The sequence below is a fragment of the Marinobacter sp. genome (assembly GCF_041687235.1).
GTDB lineage: Bacteria > Pseudomonadota > Gammaproteobacteria > Pseudomonadales > Oleiphilaceae > Marinobacter.
Genome location: NZ_JAWLCH010000020.1, coordinates 1 through 18,904 on the forward strand (window position 1 = coordinate 1; position 18,904 = coordinate 18,904).

Here is an 18,904-nt window from a genome sequence, read left to right on the forward strand (position 1 = left end):
TTACCGCCCTCACCCGCCTTCTGAACCGGCCCGGTTTTGGTGAGGGAAAGTCTTCCATTGGTGCCGAGGTCGAGTTCTACATTGTAAACCCGGACCTGCACGTTCAGCCGATCAACACAGAAATAGCCGCCTGCGTTCAGGATCCACAACTGACAGTTGAGCTCAACCGCTTCAATCTTGAATACAACCTCAGCCCCCAGGCTTTCAAGGGCGCCCCCTTCGCCAGAACCGAGCAGGAACTGCTCGATGCCATGCAGCGGATCAACCAGCACGCCGCACCATTGAATGGCGAACTGGTCCCCATCGGCATTCTGCCCACATTGCGCCAGTCCGATATGGGCGCGAAGGTGATGACAGACGAACCCCGCTATCATGCGCTATCCAACGCATTGATCCAGCAACGGGGCGAGCCATTCAGCATCCATATCGGTGGCAACGACGTCATCAACCTGGAAGCGGACGACGTCACCATGGAAGGGGCGAACACCTCCTTCCAACTGCACTGGCGCGTTCCTGCCCACCGCTTTGCCGACTATTTCAACGCCGTGCAGCTGGTGACGCCCATTGCGCTGGCTCTGGCCAGCAATTCGCCCAGCCTGTTCGGCCACCACCTCTGGGACGAAACCCGTATCGCCCTGTTCAAACAATCCGTCGACAGCCGGTCGCCCAACCACAGAACCTGGAAACACCCGCCACGGGTCTATTACGGCAACGGCTGGGCGCGCAGCGCCTGGGAGCTGTTTGCAGCTTCCGCATCCCTGTATCCCCCCATCCTTCCATTGATGTCGGAAGAAGATCCGATGGCTGTTATTGATCGGGGAGACGTACCGGAACTGGCCGAACTGCGACTGCACCACGGAACTACGTGGCCCTGGAACCGGGCCATTTTTGATCACACAGAAGGCGGCCATCTGCGCATCGAGATTCGTTCCATGCCGGCCGGGCCAACGCCCGTGGATATGTGCGCGAACGGGCTGTTCATCATCGGGGCGGCATTGGCGGTACTCGAGGATATCCGTCACCTGACGTCGATACTTCCCTTCCATTACACCGAACACAATTTCTATCGTGCCGCCAAATACGGCATCGGTGCAGACATTATCTGGCCCCACAAAGACCAGGTACAGTTACAGGATACACCCCTGTTGAACGTTGCCCGTGACCTGCTGCCGCGCGCCCGGGAAGCCTTGCAACGAACCGCGGTGGATGAGGCGGAGATCCACCGACTGCTGGGCATCATCGAAGGCCGCATACAAACCAGGATGACGGGGGCCCGATGGCAGCGACAGGTCACCGAGTCTTTTTTCAGGTCCCAGACTACCGACGAGGCGTTCAAGAGTATGCTGTCTCTTTACATGAGCAATCAGAAGACAAACACACCACTGCACGAATGGACCTTGTCACCATGAGCCGCTCCAACACCCTGGATTATCTCAACAATCCGTCACCCCAGACCCTGGGCCGCTCGCCCCTTGAGTGGTTGGATCGGCTGCAACGGCCCACGGTGGTTCGCGTTGCGGGCCGCGACCCGTCCAGGACCCGGGCCATGGCAACGCTGCTTCACGGCAACGAACCCTCAGGGCTGTTCGCGATTCACCGATGGCTACTGGAACAGCACACCCCGGAGGTCAACCTGCTGTTCCTTCTGGGAGGCGTCCATCCCGCGAAAACACCGCCGGTATTGTCCCTGCGCCAACTGCCAGACGGACGTGATCTGAACCGGTGCTTCAAAGAACCGTTCGAAGGCGAGGAAGGCGCCATTGCCAAGGCCATGCTGGCCGAGCTTCAGACCGCCAACCCCGAGTGCCTGCTGGACGTGCACAACACCTCAGGCACGGGCCCTGCCTTCGCGGTAACCATCACCAACGACGCCGCCCATCAAGCGCTGGCGTCACTGTTTACCGACCGGCTGATCATGACGGATCTTCGCCTGGGTGCACTGATGGAGTATTCCGAGCAGGAGGTGCCCACCGTGACCATCGAATGTGGCGGGGCTCAGGATGATCACGCCCACGAACTGGCGTACGAGGGGCTTGTTCGGTATGCCTCACAGCCAGACGTGCTATCGCTGGAAAAGGCGGAATGGAACGTTGCTGTACTGCGCAATCCGATTCGAGTGGAGCTGGCACCCGATGCGACGATCGAGTACCGGTTAACGCCCAGTGGGCAGGCGGACCTCACGTTTCCGCCCGACATCGAACGCCGCAATTTCGGGATTGTATCGCCGGATGAGCCTCTCGGATGGGTTGGGCAAAAAGGCCTGGACGTTCTCACGGCGATCAGCCACAACCGGACCGAGAACATGAAACAGGTGCTTCAAATCAAGGATGGGCGAATCTACCCAGCCCAGGCCCTCAAGGCCTTCATGATCACCACCAACCCGGTGATCGCGAAGAGCGATTGCCTGTTCTATGCCGTCAAAGCAACGGGCGATCCCATTTTTTAGAGCCTAGCGAGCCGCTTTTAATCGTAGATGGCCCGCTCTCTCGCATCCCGTTTTCGGTCAGGGTCTTCCTGGCTTGGCGTGGCTGAAATGGCATCGAGGTAGTCAGCGGGCACGCCTGTTTCTTTCGCACCAACGATGACGTGATTCACATACCAGGAGTGAGGCAGCAAAGATGGATCCGTTGACGTTGCACAGTAGGTAAAAGCATCAACGGAATTGCCGAGAGCATCCGTCACCGTGACCTGCTTTTCATCGTAACCGAAGCCCAAACCCTCAGCCCTGTCCAGCGGGCCTTTCTCGTCGCGCGGTATCTCAAACAGTGCGCCAATGACGACGTCTTCCGGATCGCCGGTAAACAGTGCGTCGCATTTTGCGGATTTGTCTTTCCTGCTCCACTTATGAAACCGAAGGGCATGCTCAACCAGCGTGAACCTACCGATTCGCTCCGCGCTTGGAACTCTCGCCCTTAATCTGAGGAGTGACATATTCGATCCGTAAGCAAAATACTTCATGCTGCCTCCGTGTCTGCACTGTTCACTCAAAGTCAAAAGCCCATAAGGCCGCTCCAGCCGGGGCTTGATGGCCTGGCACACGCCACAACCTGCGCCTCCATAAAGAAGCAGTACCGCAGGGCTGGACTGGAGCAATTTCGATAAAGCCTCTCCTGAGGATATGTTTTGCACAGCTAAATTCCGATAAGCATGACCGGTTTAATATCCAGCGCCTGCCGGGCAAACTCCGCATCCGGCCATACCAACAACCAGCCAAGAACCGCAAGATTGAGAATCACATTGAACCAGAACGCCACCTGAAACGACGTCTTGCGGGTTTTGTGGCGAAAGAATTGCTGGCCCACCAGAGCCCCCGGCCAGCCACACAGAAGTTCAAACAGGTGCAACCGCCCCTCAGGTACCCGTCGGTTGCCGCTCTCGGCAGCCCCTTTGTCGACCGCGTACATCAAGAAAGTAACCAGGCTCATCACTCCATAGGCGAGCGACAAAAGCAGCGGCACGTAACCCTGAAGATACAACACAGAAACCGCACCTCCGACTGTGGCTGCAATCAACAGAGCGAGCCAGACACCAGTCGCCACCGCTGCGCTGTGCCGTGCAACGCCGGCGTACTGGAAACTGGCAGCCCTTAACCGGCCTTTCTCGTCTTTTGTCTGCGCGTAAACCACCTTGCGGATGGCCGAAGGCCTGCCCCGCCCCTGATAGGCGCTGACGTGGGCAAACAGACGTTCACCCCCGTTTTCCGGGGTGATAAAGCCAAAGCCCTTGGCATCGTTCCATGAGGTGAGTGAGCCTTTTTGATTCACTTACAGTTACCTTCGATCGGTTATTGTCCTGGCGCCTGACGGAAAGAATGAAAATAGATCTGTCCGTGATTTCCTAGCTGGAGGCGGCAGCACCCCATTTGACTGCAAAAGGCGTGCTCTTATTGCAAGACTGGCAATCCAAGAACATATCGGATTTGGATTTTCGGGTCTTGGTGGAACCTGAACCACAGGCTGGGCAAGCGTGCTTAAGGGCGGTGTTTGTCGAGCATTTGGCGCATTGAACGTAGTAACCAAAGCGGCCATATTGCGCCGAGAGGGCCTCGGCTTCACCGCACTTTTTACAACTTATCGTCACGAACTCTTCACCAGGAGCTTCCAGCACTTCAACAGAGTTAACGGCTGGCCTGATTTCCGGTTGTAATACTTGCTCGCCGGTCTGTTGGTAGGTCTTCAGGAACGCGAAGATCCGATCCATTTCTTCCGCTGTGAAGCGGGGCTCAGACTTGGCGAAGCTTTTCAGCCCGCTATTCGCAGCTTGCGTGAGGTCTTTGATCTTATCGACAAGAAACTCAGTTTTGACGATATGTTGTGAGATATCTGCAGGGATATTGTCACGATCCAACCGCGCAGAACTGGAAATCGCGATTACCGTTTTGTATTGGCGTAAACCGAAACCTTTTTGCATACCCAGGAGCTTCCCGAGCAGCTGAGAGCTGTTTTCCCTGAGTAGAGCCTTGAGGTTATCAATCTGCACTGCGGCTTGCTGCACTGGGGAGGGGATACCGAACCATTCATCTTTGTAGGACCGTTCCCATTCGCCCAGAGAATTTACCCGTACCGACCCATGAATACTCTTACTTTCAACGACGATAAAGCCTGCTTTGTAAATGATCAGATGATCAATCTGAGAGTTAAAACCATTGACCTCGATCTGAAGGTTGTTGAGGATCCTATAGCCCTCGTCACTGCCGAAGTATCGATCCAGAAAGTACGAAACCTGCGATTCCTGCTTATCCCCTGCCATCCTTTTGTAATCAGGCATTACTGCGTTTCCTGTTCCAATGATTCGTTTCTTACCCATGGAGAAAGTCTATCCAGTTTTCTGCAGCTTAGCTCTAAGCCACCAGAAAAACCGGGGAAATAAATCTGTCCCGGCTTCACCCCTAGACAGGAAATCCATGCATTGGCATATTATGCCAATGCAATGCTGACAGGATCATCCTCATGGCGACGAGAAACATAGTACTCACGGACCATCAATCCCAGGTAGTCGATCACCTGGTTGCCTCGGGCCGTTATCAAAATGCCAGCGAAGTACTTCGAGCCGGCCTGAGAATGGTCGAAGAAGCCGAGTCCCGCTACGTCACGAAAATGAATGACCTGAGAGCCGCCATCGATGCGGGCCAGAAAGACCTGGAGGCTGGCAGAACCAGTACATTCACGGGTGACGAGTTCGCTACCTACCTTTCTGAGCGTGCGGAGCAAGCCATCAGGAAGAAACGGGATACCTGATTACATGAAACCATGGAAGGTTATTCTCACAGATGCTGCTCTAGCCGATCTCGACGATATTCTCGAAACCACCCTTGAAGAATTCGGCACACTGCAATTGAATAGATATATCGAGCAAATCGAAAGGGCGATTAGGGAGCTTGAAGAAGCCGGAAACCTCGCGCCACTTCTGAAACACAGGTCAGACATCCGGTCCGGGATTGCTACCTATCCGCTTGCAAGGGAAGGCAAAGCTTCACCCCACCAGTTTTATCTCAGGATGGAGAAGGATACCCACAATCAGTCCATTATCATTCTGCGGGTCTTGCACCAAAGGATGGATCCTGAGGCGCACCTATGACTTCCAAACTATCTGATTACTGGTTGCCAGCAGATAGAATAAGTCTGTCCCGATCTTATCTCGAAAATAAATCTGTCCGGGTTTTCCGGTTTTCCAGAGGCCACTCTCTACCGGATGTCGCGATGCCTATCAGCGCAACACAAAAACCAGCAGGGCCAGGACCAAAGTGATATTCAGCCCCCAGATGACCAAAGAAAGCCGCCGCCGCTGAGTCAACCGCTGGACTGGATTAGTCATAGTTGAAACGCTCCGAGAGAATCCGGTGAGCGGGTGTGCCCCGCTGGATCAGGTGATCTTCAACAACATCCATCATCACAGCCGGCCCGCACATCACGAACACCCAGTCACGGAACTCCTGCTCTGAAAAGACACGATCCATCAGCGGGCCATCAATGAAGCCCGTCTCTCCCGGCCAGTCTTCCGGCGGCTCGGACAACACATAAACCACACCCTCATCACCCAACTCCTCATGATAGGCGATCTGCTCGACGATCCGGTTTCCATAGATCACCTTTACCTCGCGCGAATCGCCCGTCAGGCGCATTTGCCGGAGTATGCCCAGCAGCGGCGACAAACCAACGCCACCGGCGATGAGTGCGATCCCGGGTTCCTCACGACCATCGACCGTAAGGTTGCCATAAGGGCCGTCCAGATAGGCGACGGTGTCAGGTTTTATCTGGCCAATGGTACGCGTGAAGTCGCCAAGTTCCTTGATCATGAAGGAGACGTTCGGCCCAGCCGCCGGTGCTGAGGACATAGAGAACGGGTTTTCCTTCATCGAGAAGGGGCTGTGCCCCACATTCAGCCAGACGAATTGCCCGGCCTGGTAATCCAGACTGCGGTGACCGTCTGGGGTTACGGTCACCTCCCATTGCTTTGGCGTCAACCGGGCGACGGACGTCACACGCCAGGGACGCGCCTTCTGCAGCCAGGGAACCACCAGGTAAACCATCAGCAACGACCCAACCGCCACGCCGGTCATGGCCAGCCAAACCCACGTCATCACCGGCTGCGATCCGTAACGCCCGGCAGACACGGTATGAAGCAACAGGAGCACCGCGATCAGGAGCGCGCCGAGCCCGTGCAACAGGCGCCATGTCTCGTATCGGTATCCCAGCTGAGTGCGCCCGATGGCCATAACAACAAGGCCTGCAAGCAGCAACCAGGCGACAATGCCGGTCGCCAGATCGGCAAAATCTGTCGTGAGCGTCAATTGCCGCGTGGGATCCCAGGGCCGCTCACCCCCTGACGGCGTCCCCTGGTAAAGAAACGGGTGCAACAGAGCAAAAACCAGTGCCGTGCGAGCCATGATCTGGTGAAACCGCATGGTCACGTCCATGCCGACGTCATTGGAAATAGCCTTGAAACGGCCAGACAGGATGAATTCCACGAGGATCATCGAGAAAGCAAGAATGCCAAAGCCGGAGGCCAGTTCCTGGTGGAACTGCCGTGGTGGGCCACCAAGCCATGCGGACAGGATCAGTGGCAGGGTGACAGCGGCAAGGTAAGCAACGATCAGAAGCAGCGGTTTCATCTGGCTTCCTGCCCTATAACCGCTCAATGGCCTTCAGCAGGGAACTGAAGGCTTTCGAAAAGCTTCGCTCAGCCATCCGATCCATCACCCCTCCAACCATGGGCACCTGCACAGCCCCCTCGGAAATCCAGATGACACGTGTCTGTTCGCCCTCGGGCTTCAAAACAATCTCCCCCTTCGTGTGCTGAACGCGGAACGGGCTGGATTTCTCAATGCGATAGTCCATCCGGCTTGGCCTCTCAAACCGCGTAATTCGCTCAGTCAGTTCAAGCCGGCCGGCGCCGATCACCCGGAGCGCACCGGTGCCATTTTTCTCATCTTTTCCCTCTTCAATCAGCACAGACTTGCTTACCCCGGGGAACCGGTCGTAGCGAGCATGGTCTGCGATGGCCTCGAAAACCGTGTCAATATCCTTTCCAAGCACCCGCTCTACGTGAATCCGAAACATAGCTACTCCTCAACAATGCGCTAACCCAAACGATACGCTTACGCCTTAGCAAAAGAATGGGTTTTCTCCGATTTTTTGATACCTTCGTGATTATCGAAAGGCGGAGCTGTTTCGCCTCTGTGTACGAGCGAGCGCCGATGTCTGACCCAACCCCACTTCAAACCCTGCTGGACACCCTGCCCCAATGCGGTCGCGTGGAATGGATCGGCATCCGCCCTGAACGCGGTGAACCCATGCAGGCGCTCGACAGCGTGGCGATAAACCGTGGCAAGGGCCTGGAGGGAGACCGATTCAAGGGTCGCGAAACCAGCAAACGGCAGGTAACCCTCATCCAGCAGGAACACCTGCACGCCATTGCGTCCTGCCTGCAACGCGAGGCCATCGCACCCGAGGTTTTCCGGCGCAACATCGTGGTCTCCGGCCTGAACCTGCTGGCCCTGAAGGGCAAGCAATTCCGAATCGGCAATGTGGTGCTGGAATATACGGGCCTTTGCCATCCCTGCAGCAAGATGGAGACGGCGCTCGGGCCCGGCGGCTACAACGCCATGCGTGGGCACGGAGGAATCACGACGCGGGTGGTTTCAGCTGGAGAAATTGCTCTTGGGGACGACGTCCAGGCCTGTCTATGATCAGGCAAAGCATTCACCCTCGATAGGAGTTGCCCATGCCCACTTACACCGTCACGGTCGCGAACCTGTCTCTGTCGCCGCAGCAGAAATCACAGATCGCCGAGGCCATCACAGCGGCCCACAGCGCCCCAACCGGCGCTCCCCGGTTCTTTGCACAGGTTCTGTTTTCTGCGGTCAATAAGGGCGACCACTTTGTGGGTGGCAGTGTGAACACCGCGCCTCAGGTTTATGTGCACGGCCTGGTGCGGGAGGGCAGAAGCATCGAGATCAAACAAGCCCTGATGAGCCAGATGCTTGAAGAAATCGCTCAGATCGCAGACATCACGGCTGAAGATGTCTGGATCTATCTGCAGGACATTCCGGCCACCCAGATGATCGAGTTTGGACGGTTTTTGCCAGCGCCGGGTGAGGAAGCTGAGTGGGAAAAGGGAATGTCTCCCGAAAAGCGGGCCGGGTTACCCAGATAATTGATCTGGGCTAACCTGGCGCTGATCAAATCCCCGGCTTCCGAGTTATAGTGCCTCAATGAATTATCCCCAGCGAATTGTCTGCCTTACCGAAGAAACCACAGAGACTCTCTACGCCATTGGCGCAGAGGACCGCATCGTCGGCATATCCGGATTCACCGTTCGGCCCGAGAGAGCCAGGAAGGAAAAGCCCAAGGTTTCTGCCTTCACCTCCGCCAAGATCGGAAAAATTCTGGAACTGAAGCCAGATCTGGTGGTGGGGTTTTCAGACATGCAGGCCGACATCGCAGCCGAGCTGGTGCGCAGCGGCGTCGCTGTGCACATCTTCAATCAACGCACCGTGGCGGGAATCCTGTCCATGATCCGAACCCTCGGCGGCATGCTGGGCCTCGCGGACCAAACCGACGTCTACGCTCAGGCGCTATCCGACAGGATTGAACGAATAAGAGCGGAAAGAGCGAAACCAAATCGCCCCCGGGTCTACTTCGAGGAATGGGGCGACCCGATGATCACCGGAATAGGCTGGGTGTCAGAGCTGATCGGTATTGCCGGTGGCGAGGATATCTTCCCGGAACGGGCAGCCGAGCCCGGTGCCAGGGAGCGCATCATCGAAAACCCCGAAGACGTCATCCAGCGCAAACCAGACATCATCATCGGCTCCTGGTGCGGGCGTAAATTCCGACCGGAGCAAGTAGCCGATCGGCCCGGCTGGCGTGATATTCCAGCCGTGGCAAACAACCACCTGTATGAGATTAAATCACCACTGATTCTTCAGCCAGGGCCAGCAGCGCTGACGGAGGGGCTGGATGCGTTGTGTGGAATTATTGATCGGGTGTCAGCGTCGAGCTGAGGAACTGGAGAAACCGGAAAAATAAATCTGATCTAGTCCCGGTTTTCAAGCAGTCCCGGCTTTCAAGCATCCGGCTAACCATGGCGGCGAATTTGTTTTCGATGACAGAGGACACTCAAACCATAAAGGTGTATATTTTTTGATCAGATCGAATCAATTCAATGCCAATATTATCGGTCTACGCCCACATTGCCACGCTAAAAGGATGTAGCGAAATGAACAACCTCAACGATAAAATTTCGTTAAGACTGCAGTCACTCAAAGCCCAAATTGAAGAAGGCTCCAACAAAAGAAGCGATCTTCAAAAGCAAACGAAACAAATTCGTGCGATTGCCATTCTTGCTGCAACCCTCCTGGTGATTGTTCTGATTCAATCCATTGGGTTCGCATTCTATGAAAGCTTGAAGCCTGCGCCTTTGACTAATTCGCTTTTGGCGGCGGATCTAACCGACTTGCTTTCACCACTCGCCATCATTATGTCGATTCTCACTGCCACCTATTTAGGTTTGAACCAGCTTCGTGACAAGCTGAACAGGGATAAAGTTGAGCACGCCCATAACCTCTGCTCGTCGGCACCAGACATTAATATCGTCTTCGCCTCCATCGGTCCCCTGAGCAACCATTTAGGCGATGCTTACAGAAACTGCCTTGAGGTCTCGAAAATACAATCCAAAGCGCCCGCTAATTCAGACCCTTGGGAAGTGTTCGTTACTCGAATGGAACATATGGCTGAAAACTTCCCCTCTGCGATCAAATCGATCGCACGTACTTTGCAGGCCGATCACCAGGACGATGTCAGCAAAATCTACGAAGCCCTGGCTTTCTTCGAGAAAACATCCATAGCCATCTGTAAGAACCATGCAGATGATCAGGTATTCTGGTCTCGATACAATGTGGCGGGATTTGGGATCTGGATTTACTCGTTCCCCATCATAATCAACGAATGGTTCAGGTATACGAACAGCAATTACAAATCCAGCTCCAACTCAATCGGAATGCCATTTGAGCATTTCGAAGCGTGGCTTAGATACCATAGTGATCAGGATCACGATGGTAGACTCAAAACGTTGATGGCTCGGCTATCACGCATTCGGTCAAAAGTCCTCGAGGCAGAATAGCAACAAATGGGGCTTCCACACGTTGGAGGCACTGGCATTCTCGGTGCCTTTGGTCGTCGTAGCGGCCACCCTACCAATATGTGTGAACCGACAAAGAAGTCGGTCCCGACTTTTAATTGTTCAAGTCAGATCCTCCGCAACGCATCATCAAGGTCCAACGTGCGAAACGTTTGGCGCAGCGTGTCGCTGGCCAGCCGCGCCTCCCATTGCCTGCGCTGTTCCAGCATCGATTCGTCGGCAGGGAGAGAGTCGAGAACGGACAATGCATAATCCCGGAGCAACTCACTCCGGCACTCGATGACAAGATCGGACGACGACGCAGTACCGGACTCCGAGTAGGCAAAGCACTGCTGGACATTGCGCCTGGCGCTTTCCCGTTCAACCGGTGAGATCGCAACCTCCCGCGGGTCGTTGTCGGGAACCAGTAGAATGTTCACGACCGGCCAGTCAAAAGCCATAACAACAAGCCAGCACCCCCGAGAAGAAACACTGCAAAATGGACCGCCAGGTTCTTGCGGACAGTTGGGGCGGGCTTAGCGGTGAAACTGAAATATTCCTCACCAAACAGCCCAACGCCGCAGCGCTCACAGTAGTTTTTCGAGTAAGAGACCCGTAGCTCAGACGGCTCAAATCTTTGTCGGCAACTGTAACAACTGGGCTTAATCACTTCGGGCTCCGACTTATTTTAAAAACCGGGAAAGGAAATCCAGCTGATCTTCGATGGACTGATCCAGAGCTCCGCCCCGATAGACATCAAAATGACCCACCGGATAGTGCTTCACTTCCGCGTTCGGCATTCTATGGGCCGCTTTGACCGCAGAACTCGCCGGGGCGACGGTATCGTGGTCGCAAATCAACACCAGTGCCGGGCAGGCGACTTTACTGGCCAAACGGATGGGCCGGAAAAGAGGAATTGCATAACTCACACCCGCTGCGACGTAATTCGACGCGTTATCGGCCAGCAAAGGAACATATCCCTCCTGGCAGTCCTCAGCCGTCATCATGCCCAACTCGCCGGGGCGGCCGGCCGACGCAATATATCGGGGAGACATCCCCAGCCCACGGCGAAGCCAGTCGACTGTTCCGTGCCAGGTCAGGCGCATCGCCTGCATGAGGCCGGCATAACCGACTACCCCCAGCAAAGACGCCAAGCCATCCATCATCGGGCATTGGGAGATGGTGCATTGCACGTTTCCATCCTTTGCCGCGGCCGCAATCACCAGCCCGCCAGAAAACGACGTTCCCCACAGGCAAATGCGGCTGCCATCGACACGATCCAGCTGCCGAACAAAATTCAGCGCCGCCAGCCAATCTGCCACCTCCTTCCGAGGACTCAGCGTCTGCCGTGGCTGGCCATCACTGTCACCGAAATGGCGGTAGTCAAAGGCAAAGACCGCATAACCCGCATTGCAGAAGGCTTCTTTAAACGGTGCCAGACCACTGGCATGAGTCAGCCCAAAACCATGGGCCATCACCACACATGGCAAACCTTTACTCCCGGCATCCGGCGTGTAAAGAACACCGCGACAGGTTGTACCATCGCTCTGAAATTCCTGGGGCGTTTCGATCATTGTTTGGCTCGCATGCTTGAAGGTCGAGAGTCTCAGGATAGCTCATTGCTTCAATATCAAATTTGCCAGCGCCGGGAGAGGAAGCTGAGTGGGAAAAGAGAATGTCTTCGGAAAAGCGGGCCAGCTTACCCAAATAACTGCAATAAGGGATCTGTCCCGGTTTTCCGGTTTCCGAGCCCCCTACCACGTCTCTCTGTCCTCCGCGCTTTCCTCAGCTTCGACCTCGGCCTTGCGCGCTTCGATGCTTCTCTGCGTTTCCTTTGAATCCGGCATGCGCCCGGTTCTCTCCAGCCGCTCGCTCACCCATTTGTGGTACAGCTTCGCCAGCGCTGGCCGAATCACCGGCAAACCAATCAGCCAGGCAAACGGTTTCAGCAGCCAGACCCGCGACATCAACAGGATATAGGCATCCAGTTCCCGGTGGATGTTGCCCTGGCCATCCTCCACATGGAGCTCCTGAAGCGCTGCTTGCGGGTCTATACCACATTCCTTCAACTCCTCATCACGGCCGGTGATATCCACCCACTCCACCGATTCGCCGGTCCTGCCCGCGAGTCGCTCATAGAGCCTGCGATCCTTGACACAGCTCGGGCAGGCGCCATCGTAGAACACGCGAAGCTGATCACCTGGTGCCGTCATCGCTCTCTCCCTTGTCTGCATCCCATTCATCTAACTACACGATAAAACAATGTGTGGTTCCCGTTAACCGTTCGGATCTCGCGGCATGACCCGCGAGAGGAATTACAAGGTATAGTGCGGCCAGAGAAAGCCCGGAAGGAAAAGCCCAAACACAACCGACCACGCGTGTATTTCGAAGAATGGGGTGACCCCATGATCACCGGCATTGGCTGGGTGTCCGAGCTGACAGGTATTGCCGGCGGCGAGGATATCTTTCCGGAAAAGGCCGCGGAACCTGCCTCCAGGGAGGGAAAATAAATCGGGAAAATAAATCTGTCCCGGTTATGGTTATTGGTCCCTATGGTTATTGGTCCCGGTTATTGGTTTCCTCCTAGACAGGAAACCGATGCATTGGCATATTATGCCAATGCAATGCTGACAGGATCACCCTCATGGCGACGAGAAACATAGTACTGACGGACCATCAATCCCAGGTAGTCGATCACCTGGTTGCCTCGGGCCGTTATCAAAATGCGAGCGAGGTACTTAGAGCCGGTCTGAGAATGGTCGAGGAAGCCGAGTCCCGATATGTCACGAAAATGAACGACCTGAGAGCCGCCATCGATGCGGGCCAGGAAGACCTGGAGGCTGGCAGAACCAGAACATTCACGGGTGACGAGTTCGCTACTTACCTTTCTGAGCCTTCGGAGCAAGCCATCAGGAAGAAACGGGATACCTGATCAGGTCAGACATTCGGACCGGGATCGCTACCTATCCGCTTGCAAAGGAAGGCAAAGCTTCACCCCATCAGTTCTATCTTAGGATGGAAAAGGATACGCAGAATCAGTCCATTATCATTCTTCGGGTCTTGCACCAAAGGATGGATCCTGAGGCTCACCTTTGACCGCCATACTATCTGATTACTGATTGCCAACGGATTAAATAAGTCTGTCCCGGTTTTTCCGGTTGGTTTCTCGCAGTCCCGGTTTCTCGCAGAAAAGGATACGCACGACCGGTCCATTATCATTCTTCGGGTCTTGCACCAAATTATGGATCCTGTAGCGGACCTCTTACCTCAAAACTATCTGATTACTAGTTGCAAACAGTTTAAATCAGTCTGCGCCGGTTCTCCGCTCCCCAATTAACGAAATCATACCTTCGAAAGTCTCAAGATCTCCCTAGCTTTACTTAAACCAGTCGCGGACAATCTGTATTTCCTTTTACCGTTATCCATCGAAATCCTAAAATAAGGATAAAACCCCATGTTGAAATATCGACTAACATTATCTTTATGAGTCGTAATCTTTTCACCTTTCTTTGTCCTAACAACAGTCCTATTAACAAATCTAGTAATCTCAGTTGTAGTATAAAATTCAAAATCCTGTTGATTAATAAAAAGACTGCAAATAATAGAATCCTCCAACGATCCTACTATCACCAACTCCGATACCGAATCATATTTTGAAACTTCGGGACAATCTTCTAGAAACCCCTTAACAAACTGCAATTTAAATTCTTCGAGACTTAATTCATTAAAAACTAAATGCGCCCGCCTATCCTTTTCTAAATCACGAAGCCCCATCTCAAACTGAAGAGCATCCCTTTCCAAGAAATCATGGTACGTCTCCAGAGCATCCGCGCGAGCCCGACTTTTGTTTCTCTCGAACCGGATTTTTCGAGCCGACTTCAAATACACAAGTTTAATAACACCAGCTCTAATTTCATTCTGGAAAGGTCTAAGTTCTGCTGGTGATCGAAATCCGGAAATTACGTACCTACGACTACCAAGATTATTCCGTTCTTTTTTTATCTCGTTTGCTACAATCTCAGGCTTTTGCTCTAATAGGCTCTTTGCAAAATTATGAATCTCATTCTTATCTGTATATGAAACAAATCTTCGATAATAAAGCAAATGCATATAATCGCTGGCTTCTATATGGAAATATCCATATTTTTCAGCTAGATACTCAGAAATTGTACTTTTACCACTACACGTCGGACCGCAAACGATGAAATCGGGCTCACCAAAAAGCGACTCTTGATATCCTAAGTTATCAATTTTGGGCTTTGGCCTATCGAGCAAATTCCTCTCATAGAGGAATGACAACATTTTTTCTATCGCAATCTGTCGGAAATCATATTCCAACGCCTCTACGATGGGCAGTCGACTAAAAATATCCTTGGCACCAGAAGGAACAAACCATTTATTAAATGTTTTATTATCTAACCACGGATACAAAGGGTTTGTCTCAAAATCTAGCTCCTCAGTGACCACCCTCCCTTGAGTAACACCCGTGAAAACGATGTAGTTATTATCAACGTGCGACCGAAATCGCTTAGGGATATATAAGACTATATCTGACCTAACCTCCACATCGCGGTTATTACCAAAACCCTTAAGCTGTCGATCTAAATCAGTAAATGAAGTCGATCGCATCCAGTATTTGACGTCTACACCAGGAAACTCAGATTCGTAACTTAGCGCCTCAATCCTGACAGATGTATCTTCAATTATAAAGAAACGATCCTGCATTAAATCTGCTATATCAGGATCTTCAATACTGTATTCACCACCCAATATTCTGAAAAGATCACCGCTCGCCGAATCATCATCAAAGCCTTTTCGAAACAGCCTTGAGTTCGCGCTTTCAACACTCTTTTTTAGCAACTGATCCCTATCAAATATTCTCGGCTCATGATACGGCTTCCCATACTCAGGCGGAGGTTGAAGCCGAACTGGTTGATCTTTTAGCAAAAAGGAAAGATGCTCAAACTTAACGCGATTTGTTGTTAGAAAATATAGATCTAACATGTAACAACCTTGCGACCAGTATTATTAGGCTGCACGATTCTGGCACTAGGAGATAAGGATGCTACGACTTTATCTATCGGTGTTTCAGAGAAAAAATACAAAAGGGGACCTATACTCGACATACCACATGCCAAAGCTCCTTTTTCTAAAATCATCTCCCTAATAGAGTCAACTTCGCCACCATACAGCCCAACTTCCAATTTCTTCCATTTTGTTTTTTGAATAAAATTAATTGCACGACCAAAGTTTACAAGGTCCTCCTCCATTACAGAAGAGATTAGGCCATACGTAACAATAAAACCAATCTCAGATATGTCGGAAAAGCTTAAATTACAGAATCTTTCAAAAAAATCATTTTCATCAAATTTCTCATTTCTTAGCGGCTTCTCATCCGGCAAAAATATACCGATATCCCAGGGCGGAAAATTCCATCGACCTAACCTTAACGGCACTTCTTGATCTTTTCTTCCGTGCGAAGACGGCAAAAACATTTTCTTTGGCCTATGACCCAGGTCAACAATAAAACCACCCTCAAAGTAAGAATGAACTCCTATACCCGAGGTTCCGCCTCTGGATGAAGCATAAATAATATCCGAAGCGGTATAATCTATACTATTGAGAATGAAAATTGATTCAATACAGCTCAGCTCGAGACTGGTTCCCGTTCCGAAGCCACAGTTTCTTGGTGGAATCTGATCTACACAAATTTTAACAGGCTCCAAGCTTTTATTTTTGCATAGTTTCGCTAAGTACGCTTCAAGATCCAAAATTTTGTTTTTAAGAGGTTCATTCAAATCCAATTCGTCGGAAAGTACCAAACAAAGCTCGCTCGAGAGTCTTGACGTTATAACAACATCAAATCCATTAATCGCAAATCCAGCTCCTCCGTTAGATCGGAATTCGTTATCACCCATACATACAAGCGAAACATGAATTCTTGAAGGGGCAAAGATCTTGACGTATTTAGCCGATGTCTTCACTGCGCTGCCACTCAGCCTCGAAATTTCTCAAGTAAACCCTCGAAAGGATAGAGGTTTTATGCGTCTTTAAAGCTGGCGTATCTTTACTCTTCAACTGATCAAAGATAGGCCCCACCAAGCAAACATCGTCACACAACATGACATTATGCGACGGCCTTTCTTTTAGAAGTTTGAGCTGAAAGTTATCAGGAAATTGCTCTTTCAGCATCCTCGCCGCTGGCAACGTTTTCGTCAAAATTGCAGCCCGGTCTGCTGCGTTGTTAGCCGACTCAGGATTTGAAATCAACAACCTCACCTTCACAGACCGCTCCATTGCCTTTACCAAAGCGTTAGAGCCTTCATTGCCTAATTGGCCAAAATCATCCATTAGCCGAGAACAGGTGCTACCCATCACATCGATTACGCGGTCGCTTTGGTCGATGAGCCTTTGATATAGAGCTTTATTATCTCTATCTTCTAAAACATCGTATATCTGGAGACCTTCATAAAAAGAAATTTTCTTTTGCTCTATTATCGTAACCAACAACTGTATTGTCGCAACTCCTAGACCTACACAGACACCGCCCAAGATTGTAGCTAGCTTTACATCTTTCGAACTATCTGGATTTATATCGAGAAGCCAGAAGCCTAACAACGCAATCAAAAACAAGACTACAAAAATGCTTATTAAAGCTTTATACGTTGGTATTCTTATTTCATGACTTAGCGCTTTCATATTATGGCAAACCAACTATGATAATTTCTGTTTTCTTTCCAGGGGAAAGTACATGATTCAGTTGAAAAGAAGAAAATAGAACTTTTGAGAACTTTTCCTGAAAATAAGATACAAGCTCATCCTGACTTGGATACCCTCCTGAAACATAAGAAAGAGCAACAATAGACTCACTATGACTGTCAATTAAGGAGAACAATCTTTCTTTAAAAGTCGACTTTCTATTCCATTCATATAAAGCAGCGCATTTTTTTATCTTTCCTATACTCGACTTTTCATCGATCATGGACGGCCACTTCTCATAGTTAACGAAGCCCTCTAAAAAATGATATCTATCTATATAATCAACTTGGCCATGACCATTATTTGAAATGTAGGGCGGGTCTAAGTAAACCAAATCATAGGATCCGGTAATCTTAGATGCGTCTGTAGGAGGCAAAAACTCTACGCTATGTCGACCTCTAAAATTTGCGCTTTCTAAATCCTTTAAAGAATCTAGCATTAGTTCTTGAAACGTCCTCTCCCAGGTCCTCCAATTACCAAAATTTGTATCTTTTCTACAATTTAATCTAAAACTTAGGTTCCGCCGATGAAATATATTGAATGGGCGTTTCTGCAAACATGCCTGAGTTAGACAATGAGTGATCTGAATTTTCTGCAATCCATGATAGTCTCCTAGAACCTTCGCGGCCCCGTCCAACCAAGAGTTCTCCGAGTCAGTGTAATAAAAACCTCGAAATTTATTACTTATAAACCCATTTATTGGAACAACTTGGTCACAAAATTCTATTATATCGACCTGGGATAATTCTGTTTTATCTGCCAGGAAACTTTTTGCCGTATAATGCGAGCTATCAAGGATTTCATTGTAAAACACTTTCTTTCCCATTAATTTCTGGGATAAGGAAACGAGGCCGGTGCCGCCGAACGCGTCCAGCACGGTGTGATAATTTAGCGGTTGTAACGCTTCTGACATCCATTCAATCACTCTCTTCTTGCTTCCATAATATCGCGTTCGTGGATAACAAAAAGAGCTGAAATGAGCTTCAGCGTCAAGACCTTCGTCACTTCTCGTGCATGATGTATCCGGTAAATTTAACAGCATCAATTCAAAATCCAGCCAAGTACAATAATAAAGAAACTTGAAAAATCAGCAGTAATGGAAGGCGACCAAAGCCAGAGGTTATTGGCGCGAGGGCAGGTAGCATCCGTACTTTGTGATTTCTTTCGCTAAACCCGACACTAATTCCGAAACCTTAGCTTGCTAAAATAGTTTCTCTGAACCTTCTGAGCAATACCAATTGCGCTTAACTTTTTGGGCGCGGCTTTCAAACCTAAGTTCAGTCTGTTGCATGTGTTGGGCAAACATCAAAATTCATTCGGCCCCAAGCAACGAACGTAATTACCTAAATACCGATTGTGGTGTTTCGCCGGCTGAGGCGTCACCTGCTATCGACAGGCGCCACTACCGTGAGTCACCGATAATGGTTAATCTCAAATTTATAGGTGTTCATAAGACAGTAGCACATCCAACCCCCTGATTGGGTAGGCTTAAGGGTGTGCAGATTAAAATTTACTAGATCATCCC

At 51.2% G+C, this 18,904-nt stretch carries 22 protein-coding genes; 10 read left to right on the forward strand and 12 right to left on the reverse strand.

Features of this window, described 5'->3' with window-relative positions:
* Together ACESMK_RS18150 and ACESMK_RS18155 are read left to right on the forward strand one after the other, a co-directional pair.
* Window positions 1-1,409 (forward strand): hypothetical protein (locus ACESMK_RS18150; RefSeq protein WP_373001687.1); only part of this gene is annotated, 1,409 nt, incomplete at its 5' end.
* Window positions 1,406-2,446: a succinylglutamate desuccinylase gene (locus tag ACESMK_RS18155; protein WP_373001689.1), complete on the forward strand. Its 1,041-nt coding sequence runs from the start codon at window positions 1,406-1,408 to the stop codon at window positions 2,444-2,446. The genes ACESMK_RS18150 and ACESMK_RS18155, both read left to right, overlap by 4 nt.
* 17 nt (window positions 2,447-2,463) lie before the next feature.
* On the opposite strand, the gene ACESMK_RS18160 is transcribed toward ACESMK_RS18155, so the two are convergent.
* The 3 genes from ACESMK_RS18160 to ACESMK_RS18170 form a co-directional block, all read right to left on the reverse strand.
* Window positions 2,464-2,958 carry a gamma-glutamylcyclotransferase family protein gene (locus ACESMK_RS18160; protein WP_373001691.1) on the reverse strand — a complete coding sequence of 165 codons (495 nt, stop codon included), beginning with the start codon at window positions 2,956-2,958 and terminating at the stop codon, window positions 2,464-2,466.
* A gap of 173 nt (window positions 2,959-3,131) precedes the next feature.
* Entirely contained in the window at window positions 3,132-3,764 is a 633-nt protein-coding gene (locus ACESMK_RS18165) for a DUF1294 domain-containing protein (RefSeq protein WP_373001693.1), read from the reverse strand.
* Between the two features lie 73 nt (window positions 3,765-3,837).
* Complete coding sequence (locus tag ACESMK_RS18170; RefSeq protein ID WP_373001695.1) at window positions 3,838-4,767, reverse strand: NERD domain-containing protein; 930 nt, start codon at window positions 4,765-4,767, stop codon at window positions 3,838-3,840.
* 182 nt (window positions 4,768-4,949) lie between these two features.
* Here ACESMK_RS18170 and ACESMK_RS18175 point away from each other — a divergent pair, with 182 nt between their 5' ends.
* Both ACESMK_RS18175 and ACESMK_RS18180 read left to right on the forward strand, forming a co-directional pair.
* A complete protein-coding gene (locus ACESMK_RS18175) occupies window positions 4,950-5,237 on the forward strand; it encodes a type II toxin-antitoxin system ParD family antitoxin (protein ID WP_373001697.1) in 288 nt (95 codons plus the stop codon).
* A 4-nt stretch (window positions 5,238-5,241) separates the two neighbouring features.
* On the forward strand, window positions 5,242-5,577 hold the full coding sequence (locus ACESMK_RS18180; RefSeq protein WP_373001699.1) for a type II toxin-antitoxin system RelE/ParE family toxin: 336 nt from the start codon (window positions 5,242-5,244) through the stop codon (window positions 5,575-5,577).
* A 229-nt stretch (window positions 5,578-5,806) separates the two neighbouring features.
* Here the strand turns inward: ACESMK_RS18180 and ACESMK_RS18185 are convergent, their stop codons facing one another.
* The gene (locus ACESMK_RS18185) at window positions 5,807-7,111 is read right to left on the reverse strand and encodes a ferric reductase-like transmembrane domain-containing protein (protein WP_373001701.1); all 1,305 of its coding nucleotides are present in this window, start codon (window positions 7,109-7,111) and stop codon (window positions 5,807-5,809) included.
* Between the two features lie 13 nt (window positions 7,112-7,124).
* Window positions 7,125-7,559 carry an SRPBCC family protein gene (locus tag ACESMK_RS18190; RefSeq protein WP_373001703.1) on the reverse strand — a complete coding sequence of 145 codons (435 nt, stop codon included), beginning with the start codon at window positions 7,557-7,559 and terminating at the stop codon, window positions 7,125-7,127.
* Between the two features lie 137 nt (window positions 7,560-7,696).
* On the opposite strand from ACESMK_RS18190, the gene ACESMK_RS18195 reads away from it, so the two are divergent.
* From ACESMK_RS18195 to ACESMK_RS18210, 4 genes are all read left to right on the forward strand, one after another.
* Window positions 7,697-8,188 carry an MOSC domain-containing protein gene (locus ACESMK_RS18195; RefSeq protein WP_373001705.1) on the forward strand — a complete coding sequence of 164 codons (492 nt, stop codon included), beginning with the start codon at window positions 7,697-7,699 and terminating at the stop codon, window positions 8,186-8,188.
* 35 nt (window positions 8,189-8,223) lie between these two features.
* A complete protein-coding gene (locus ACESMK_RS18200) occupies window positions 8,224-8,655 on the forward strand; it encodes a tautomerase family protein (protein ID WP_373001707.1) in 432 nt (143 codons plus the stop codon).
* A gap of 58 nt (window positions 8,656-8,713) precedes the next feature.
* Window positions 8,714-9,505 (forward strand): cobalamin-binding protein, encoded by a 792-nt coding sequence (locus ACESMK_RS18205; RefSeq protein ID WP_373001709.1) that lies wholly within the window; start codon window positions 8,714-8,716, stop codon window positions 9,503-9,505.
* A gap of 215 nt (window positions 9,506-9,720) precedes the next feature.
* On the forward strand, window positions 9,721-10,623 hold the full coding sequence (locus ACESMK_RS18210; RefSeq protein ID WP_373001711.1) for a hypothetical protein: 903 nt from the start codon (window positions 9,721-9,723) through the stop codon (window positions 10,621-10,623).
* A gap of 125 nt (window positions 10,624-10,748) precedes the next feature.
* On the opposite strand, the gene ACESMK_RS18215 is transcribed toward ACESMK_RS18210, so the two are convergent.
* The 3 genes from ACESMK_RS18215 to ACESMK_RS18225 all read right to left on the reverse strand — a co-directional run bounded on the left by ACESMK_RS18215 (window position 10,749) and on the right by ACESMK_RS18225 (window position 12,833).
* On the reverse strand, window positions 10,749-11,081 hold the full coding sequence (locus ACESMK_RS18215; RefSeq protein WP_373001713.1) for a hypothetical protein: 333 nt from the start codon (window positions 11,079-11,081) through the stop codon (window positions 10,749-10,751).
* A 222-nt stretch (window positions 11,082-11,303) separates the two neighbouring features.
* Complete coding sequence (locus tag ACESMK_RS18220; protein ID WP_373001715.1) at window positions 11,304-12,194, reverse strand: alpha/beta hydrolase; 891 nt, start codon at window positions 12,192-12,194, stop codon at window positions 11,304-11,306.
* 180 nt (window positions 12,195-12,374) lie between these two features.
* Window positions 12,375-12,833 carry a thiol-disulfide oxidoreductase DCC family protein gene (locus ACESMK_RS18225; protein WP_373001717.1) on the reverse strand — a complete coding sequence of 153 codons (459 nt, stop codon included), beginning with the start codon at window positions 12,831-12,833 and terminating at the stop codon, window positions 12,375-12,377.
* Window positions 12,834-12,947: 114 nt separating this feature from the next.
* Between ACESMK_RS18225 and ACESMK_RS18230 the strand changes: the two genes are divergently transcribed.
* A complete protein-coding gene (locus ACESMK_RS18230; RefSeq protein WP_373001719.1) occupies window positions 12,948-13,130 on the forward strand; it encodes a hypothetical protein in 183 nt (60 codons plus the stop codon).
* A gap of 134 nt (window positions 13,131-13,264) precedes the next feature.
* Window positions 13,265-13,552, forward strand: a complete 288-nt coding sequence (locus ACESMK_RS18235) for a type II toxin-antitoxin system ParD family antitoxin (RefSeq protein WP_373001721.1) — start codon at window positions 13,265-13,267, stop codon at window positions 13,550-13,552.
* A 410-nt stretch (window positions 13,553-13,962) separates the two neighbouring features.
* On the opposite strand, the gene ACESMK_RS18240 is transcribed toward ACESMK_RS18235, so the two are convergent.
* The 4 genes from ACESMK_RS18240 to ACESMK_RS18255 are packed head-to-tail and all read right to left on the reverse strand — an operon-like array spanning window position 13,963 to window position 18,421.
* On the reverse strand, window positions 13,963-15,624 hold the full coding sequence (locus tag ACESMK_RS18240) for a non-canonical purine NTP pyrophosphatase (protein WP_373001723.1): 1,662 nt from the start codon (window positions 15,622-15,624) through the stop codon (window positions 13,963-13,965).
* A complete protein-coding gene (locus ACESMK_RS18245) occupies window positions 15,618-16,604 on the reverse strand; it encodes a beta-ribofuranosylaminobenzene 5'-phosphate synthase family protein (RefSeq protein WP_373001725.1) in 987 nt (328 codons plus the stop codon). The genes ACESMK_RS18240 and ACESMK_RS18245 overlap by 7 nt, the downstream gene beginning before the upstream one ends.
* Window positions 16,588-17,319 carry a hypothetical protein gene (locus tag ACESMK_RS18250; protein WP_373001727.1) on the reverse strand — a complete coding sequence of 244 codons (732 nt, stop codon included), beginning with the start codon at window positions 17,317-17,319 and terminating at the stop codon, window positions 16,588-16,590. The genes ACESMK_RS18245 and ACESMK_RS18250 overlap by 17 nt, the downstream gene beginning before the upstream one ends.
* A gap of 1 nt (window position 17,320) precedes the next feature.
* Window positions 17,321-18,421: a DNA adenine methylase gene (locus ACESMK_RS18255; RefSeq protein WP_373001729.1), complete on the reverse strand. Its 1,101-nt coding sequence runs from the start codon at window positions 18,419-18,421 to the stop codon at window positions 17,321-17,323.
* Window positions 18,422-18,904: the final 483 nt, after the last annotated feature.

Coding starts and splice junctions, on each gene's coding strand:
- ACESMK_RS18155 (WP_373001689.1), top strand. CDS start 1,406: ATGAGCCGCTCCAACACCCTGGATTATCTCAACAATCCGTCACCCCAG.
- ACESMK_RS18160 (WP_373001691.1), bottom strand. CDS start 2,958: ATGAAGTATTTTGCTTACGGATCGAATATGTCACTCCTCAGATTAAGG.
- ACESMK_RS18170 (WP_373001695.1), bottom strand. CDS start 4,767: ATGCCTGATTACAAAAGGATGGCAGGGGATAAGCAGGAATCGCAGGTT.
- ACESMK_RS18175 (WP_373001697.1), top strand. CDS start 4,950: ATGGCGACGAGAAACATAGTACTCACGGACCATCAATCCCAGGTAGTC.
- ACESMK_RS18180 (WP_373001699.1), top strand. CDS start 5,242: ATGAAACCATGGAAGGTTATTCTCACAGATGCTGCTCTAGCCGATCTC.
- ACESMK_RS18185 (WP_373001701.1), bottom strand. CDS start 7,111: ATGAAACCGCTGCTTCTGATCGTTGCTTACCTTGCCGCTGTCACCCTG.
- ACESMK_RS18190 (WP_373001703.1), bottom strand. CDS start 7,559: ATGTTTCGGATTCACGTAGAGCGGGTGCTTGGAAAGGATATTGACACG.
- ACESMK_RS18195 (WP_373001705.1), top strand. CDS start 7,697: ATGTCTGACCCAACCCCACTTCAAACCCTGCTGGACACCCTGCCCCAA.
- ACESMK_RS18200 (WP_373001707.1), top strand. CDS start 8,224: ATGCCCACTTACACCGTCACGGTCGCGAACCTGTCTCTGTCGCCGCAG.
- ACESMK_RS18205 (WP_373001709.1), top strand. CDS start 8,714: ATGAATTATCCCCAGCGAATTGTCTGCCTTACCGAAGAAACCACAGAG.
- ACESMK_RS18210 (WP_373001711.1), top strand. CDS start 9,721: ATGAACAACCTCAACGATAAAATTTCGTTAAGACTGCAGTCACTCAAA.
- ACESMK_RS18215 (WP_373001713.1), bottom strand. CDS start 11,081: ATGGCTTTTGACTGGCCGGTCGTGAACATTCTACTGGTTCCCGACAAC.
- ACESMK_RS18220 (WP_373001715.1), bottom strand. CDS start 12,194: ATGATCGAAACGCCCCAGGAATTTCAGAGCGATGGTACAACCTGTCGC.
- ACESMK_RS18225 (WP_373001717.1), bottom strand. CDS start 12,833: ATGACGGCACCAGGTGATCAGCTTCGCGTGTTCTACGATGGCGCCTGC.
- ACESMK_RS18235 (WP_373001721.1), top strand. CDS start 13,265: ATGGCGACGAGAAACATAGTACTGACGGACCATCAATCCCAGGTAGTC.
- ACESMK_RS18240 (WP_373001723.1), bottom strand. CDS start 15,624: ATGTTAGATCTATATTTTCTAACAACAAATCGCGTTAAGTTTGAGCAT.
- ACESMK_RS18250 (WP_373001727.1), bottom strand. CDS start 17,319: ATGAAAGCGCTAAGTCATGAAATAAGAATACCAACGTATAAAGCTTTA.
- ACESMK_RS18255 (WP_373001729.1), bottom strand. CDS start 18,421: ATGCTGTTAAATTTACCGGATACATCATGCACGAGAAGTGACGAAGGT.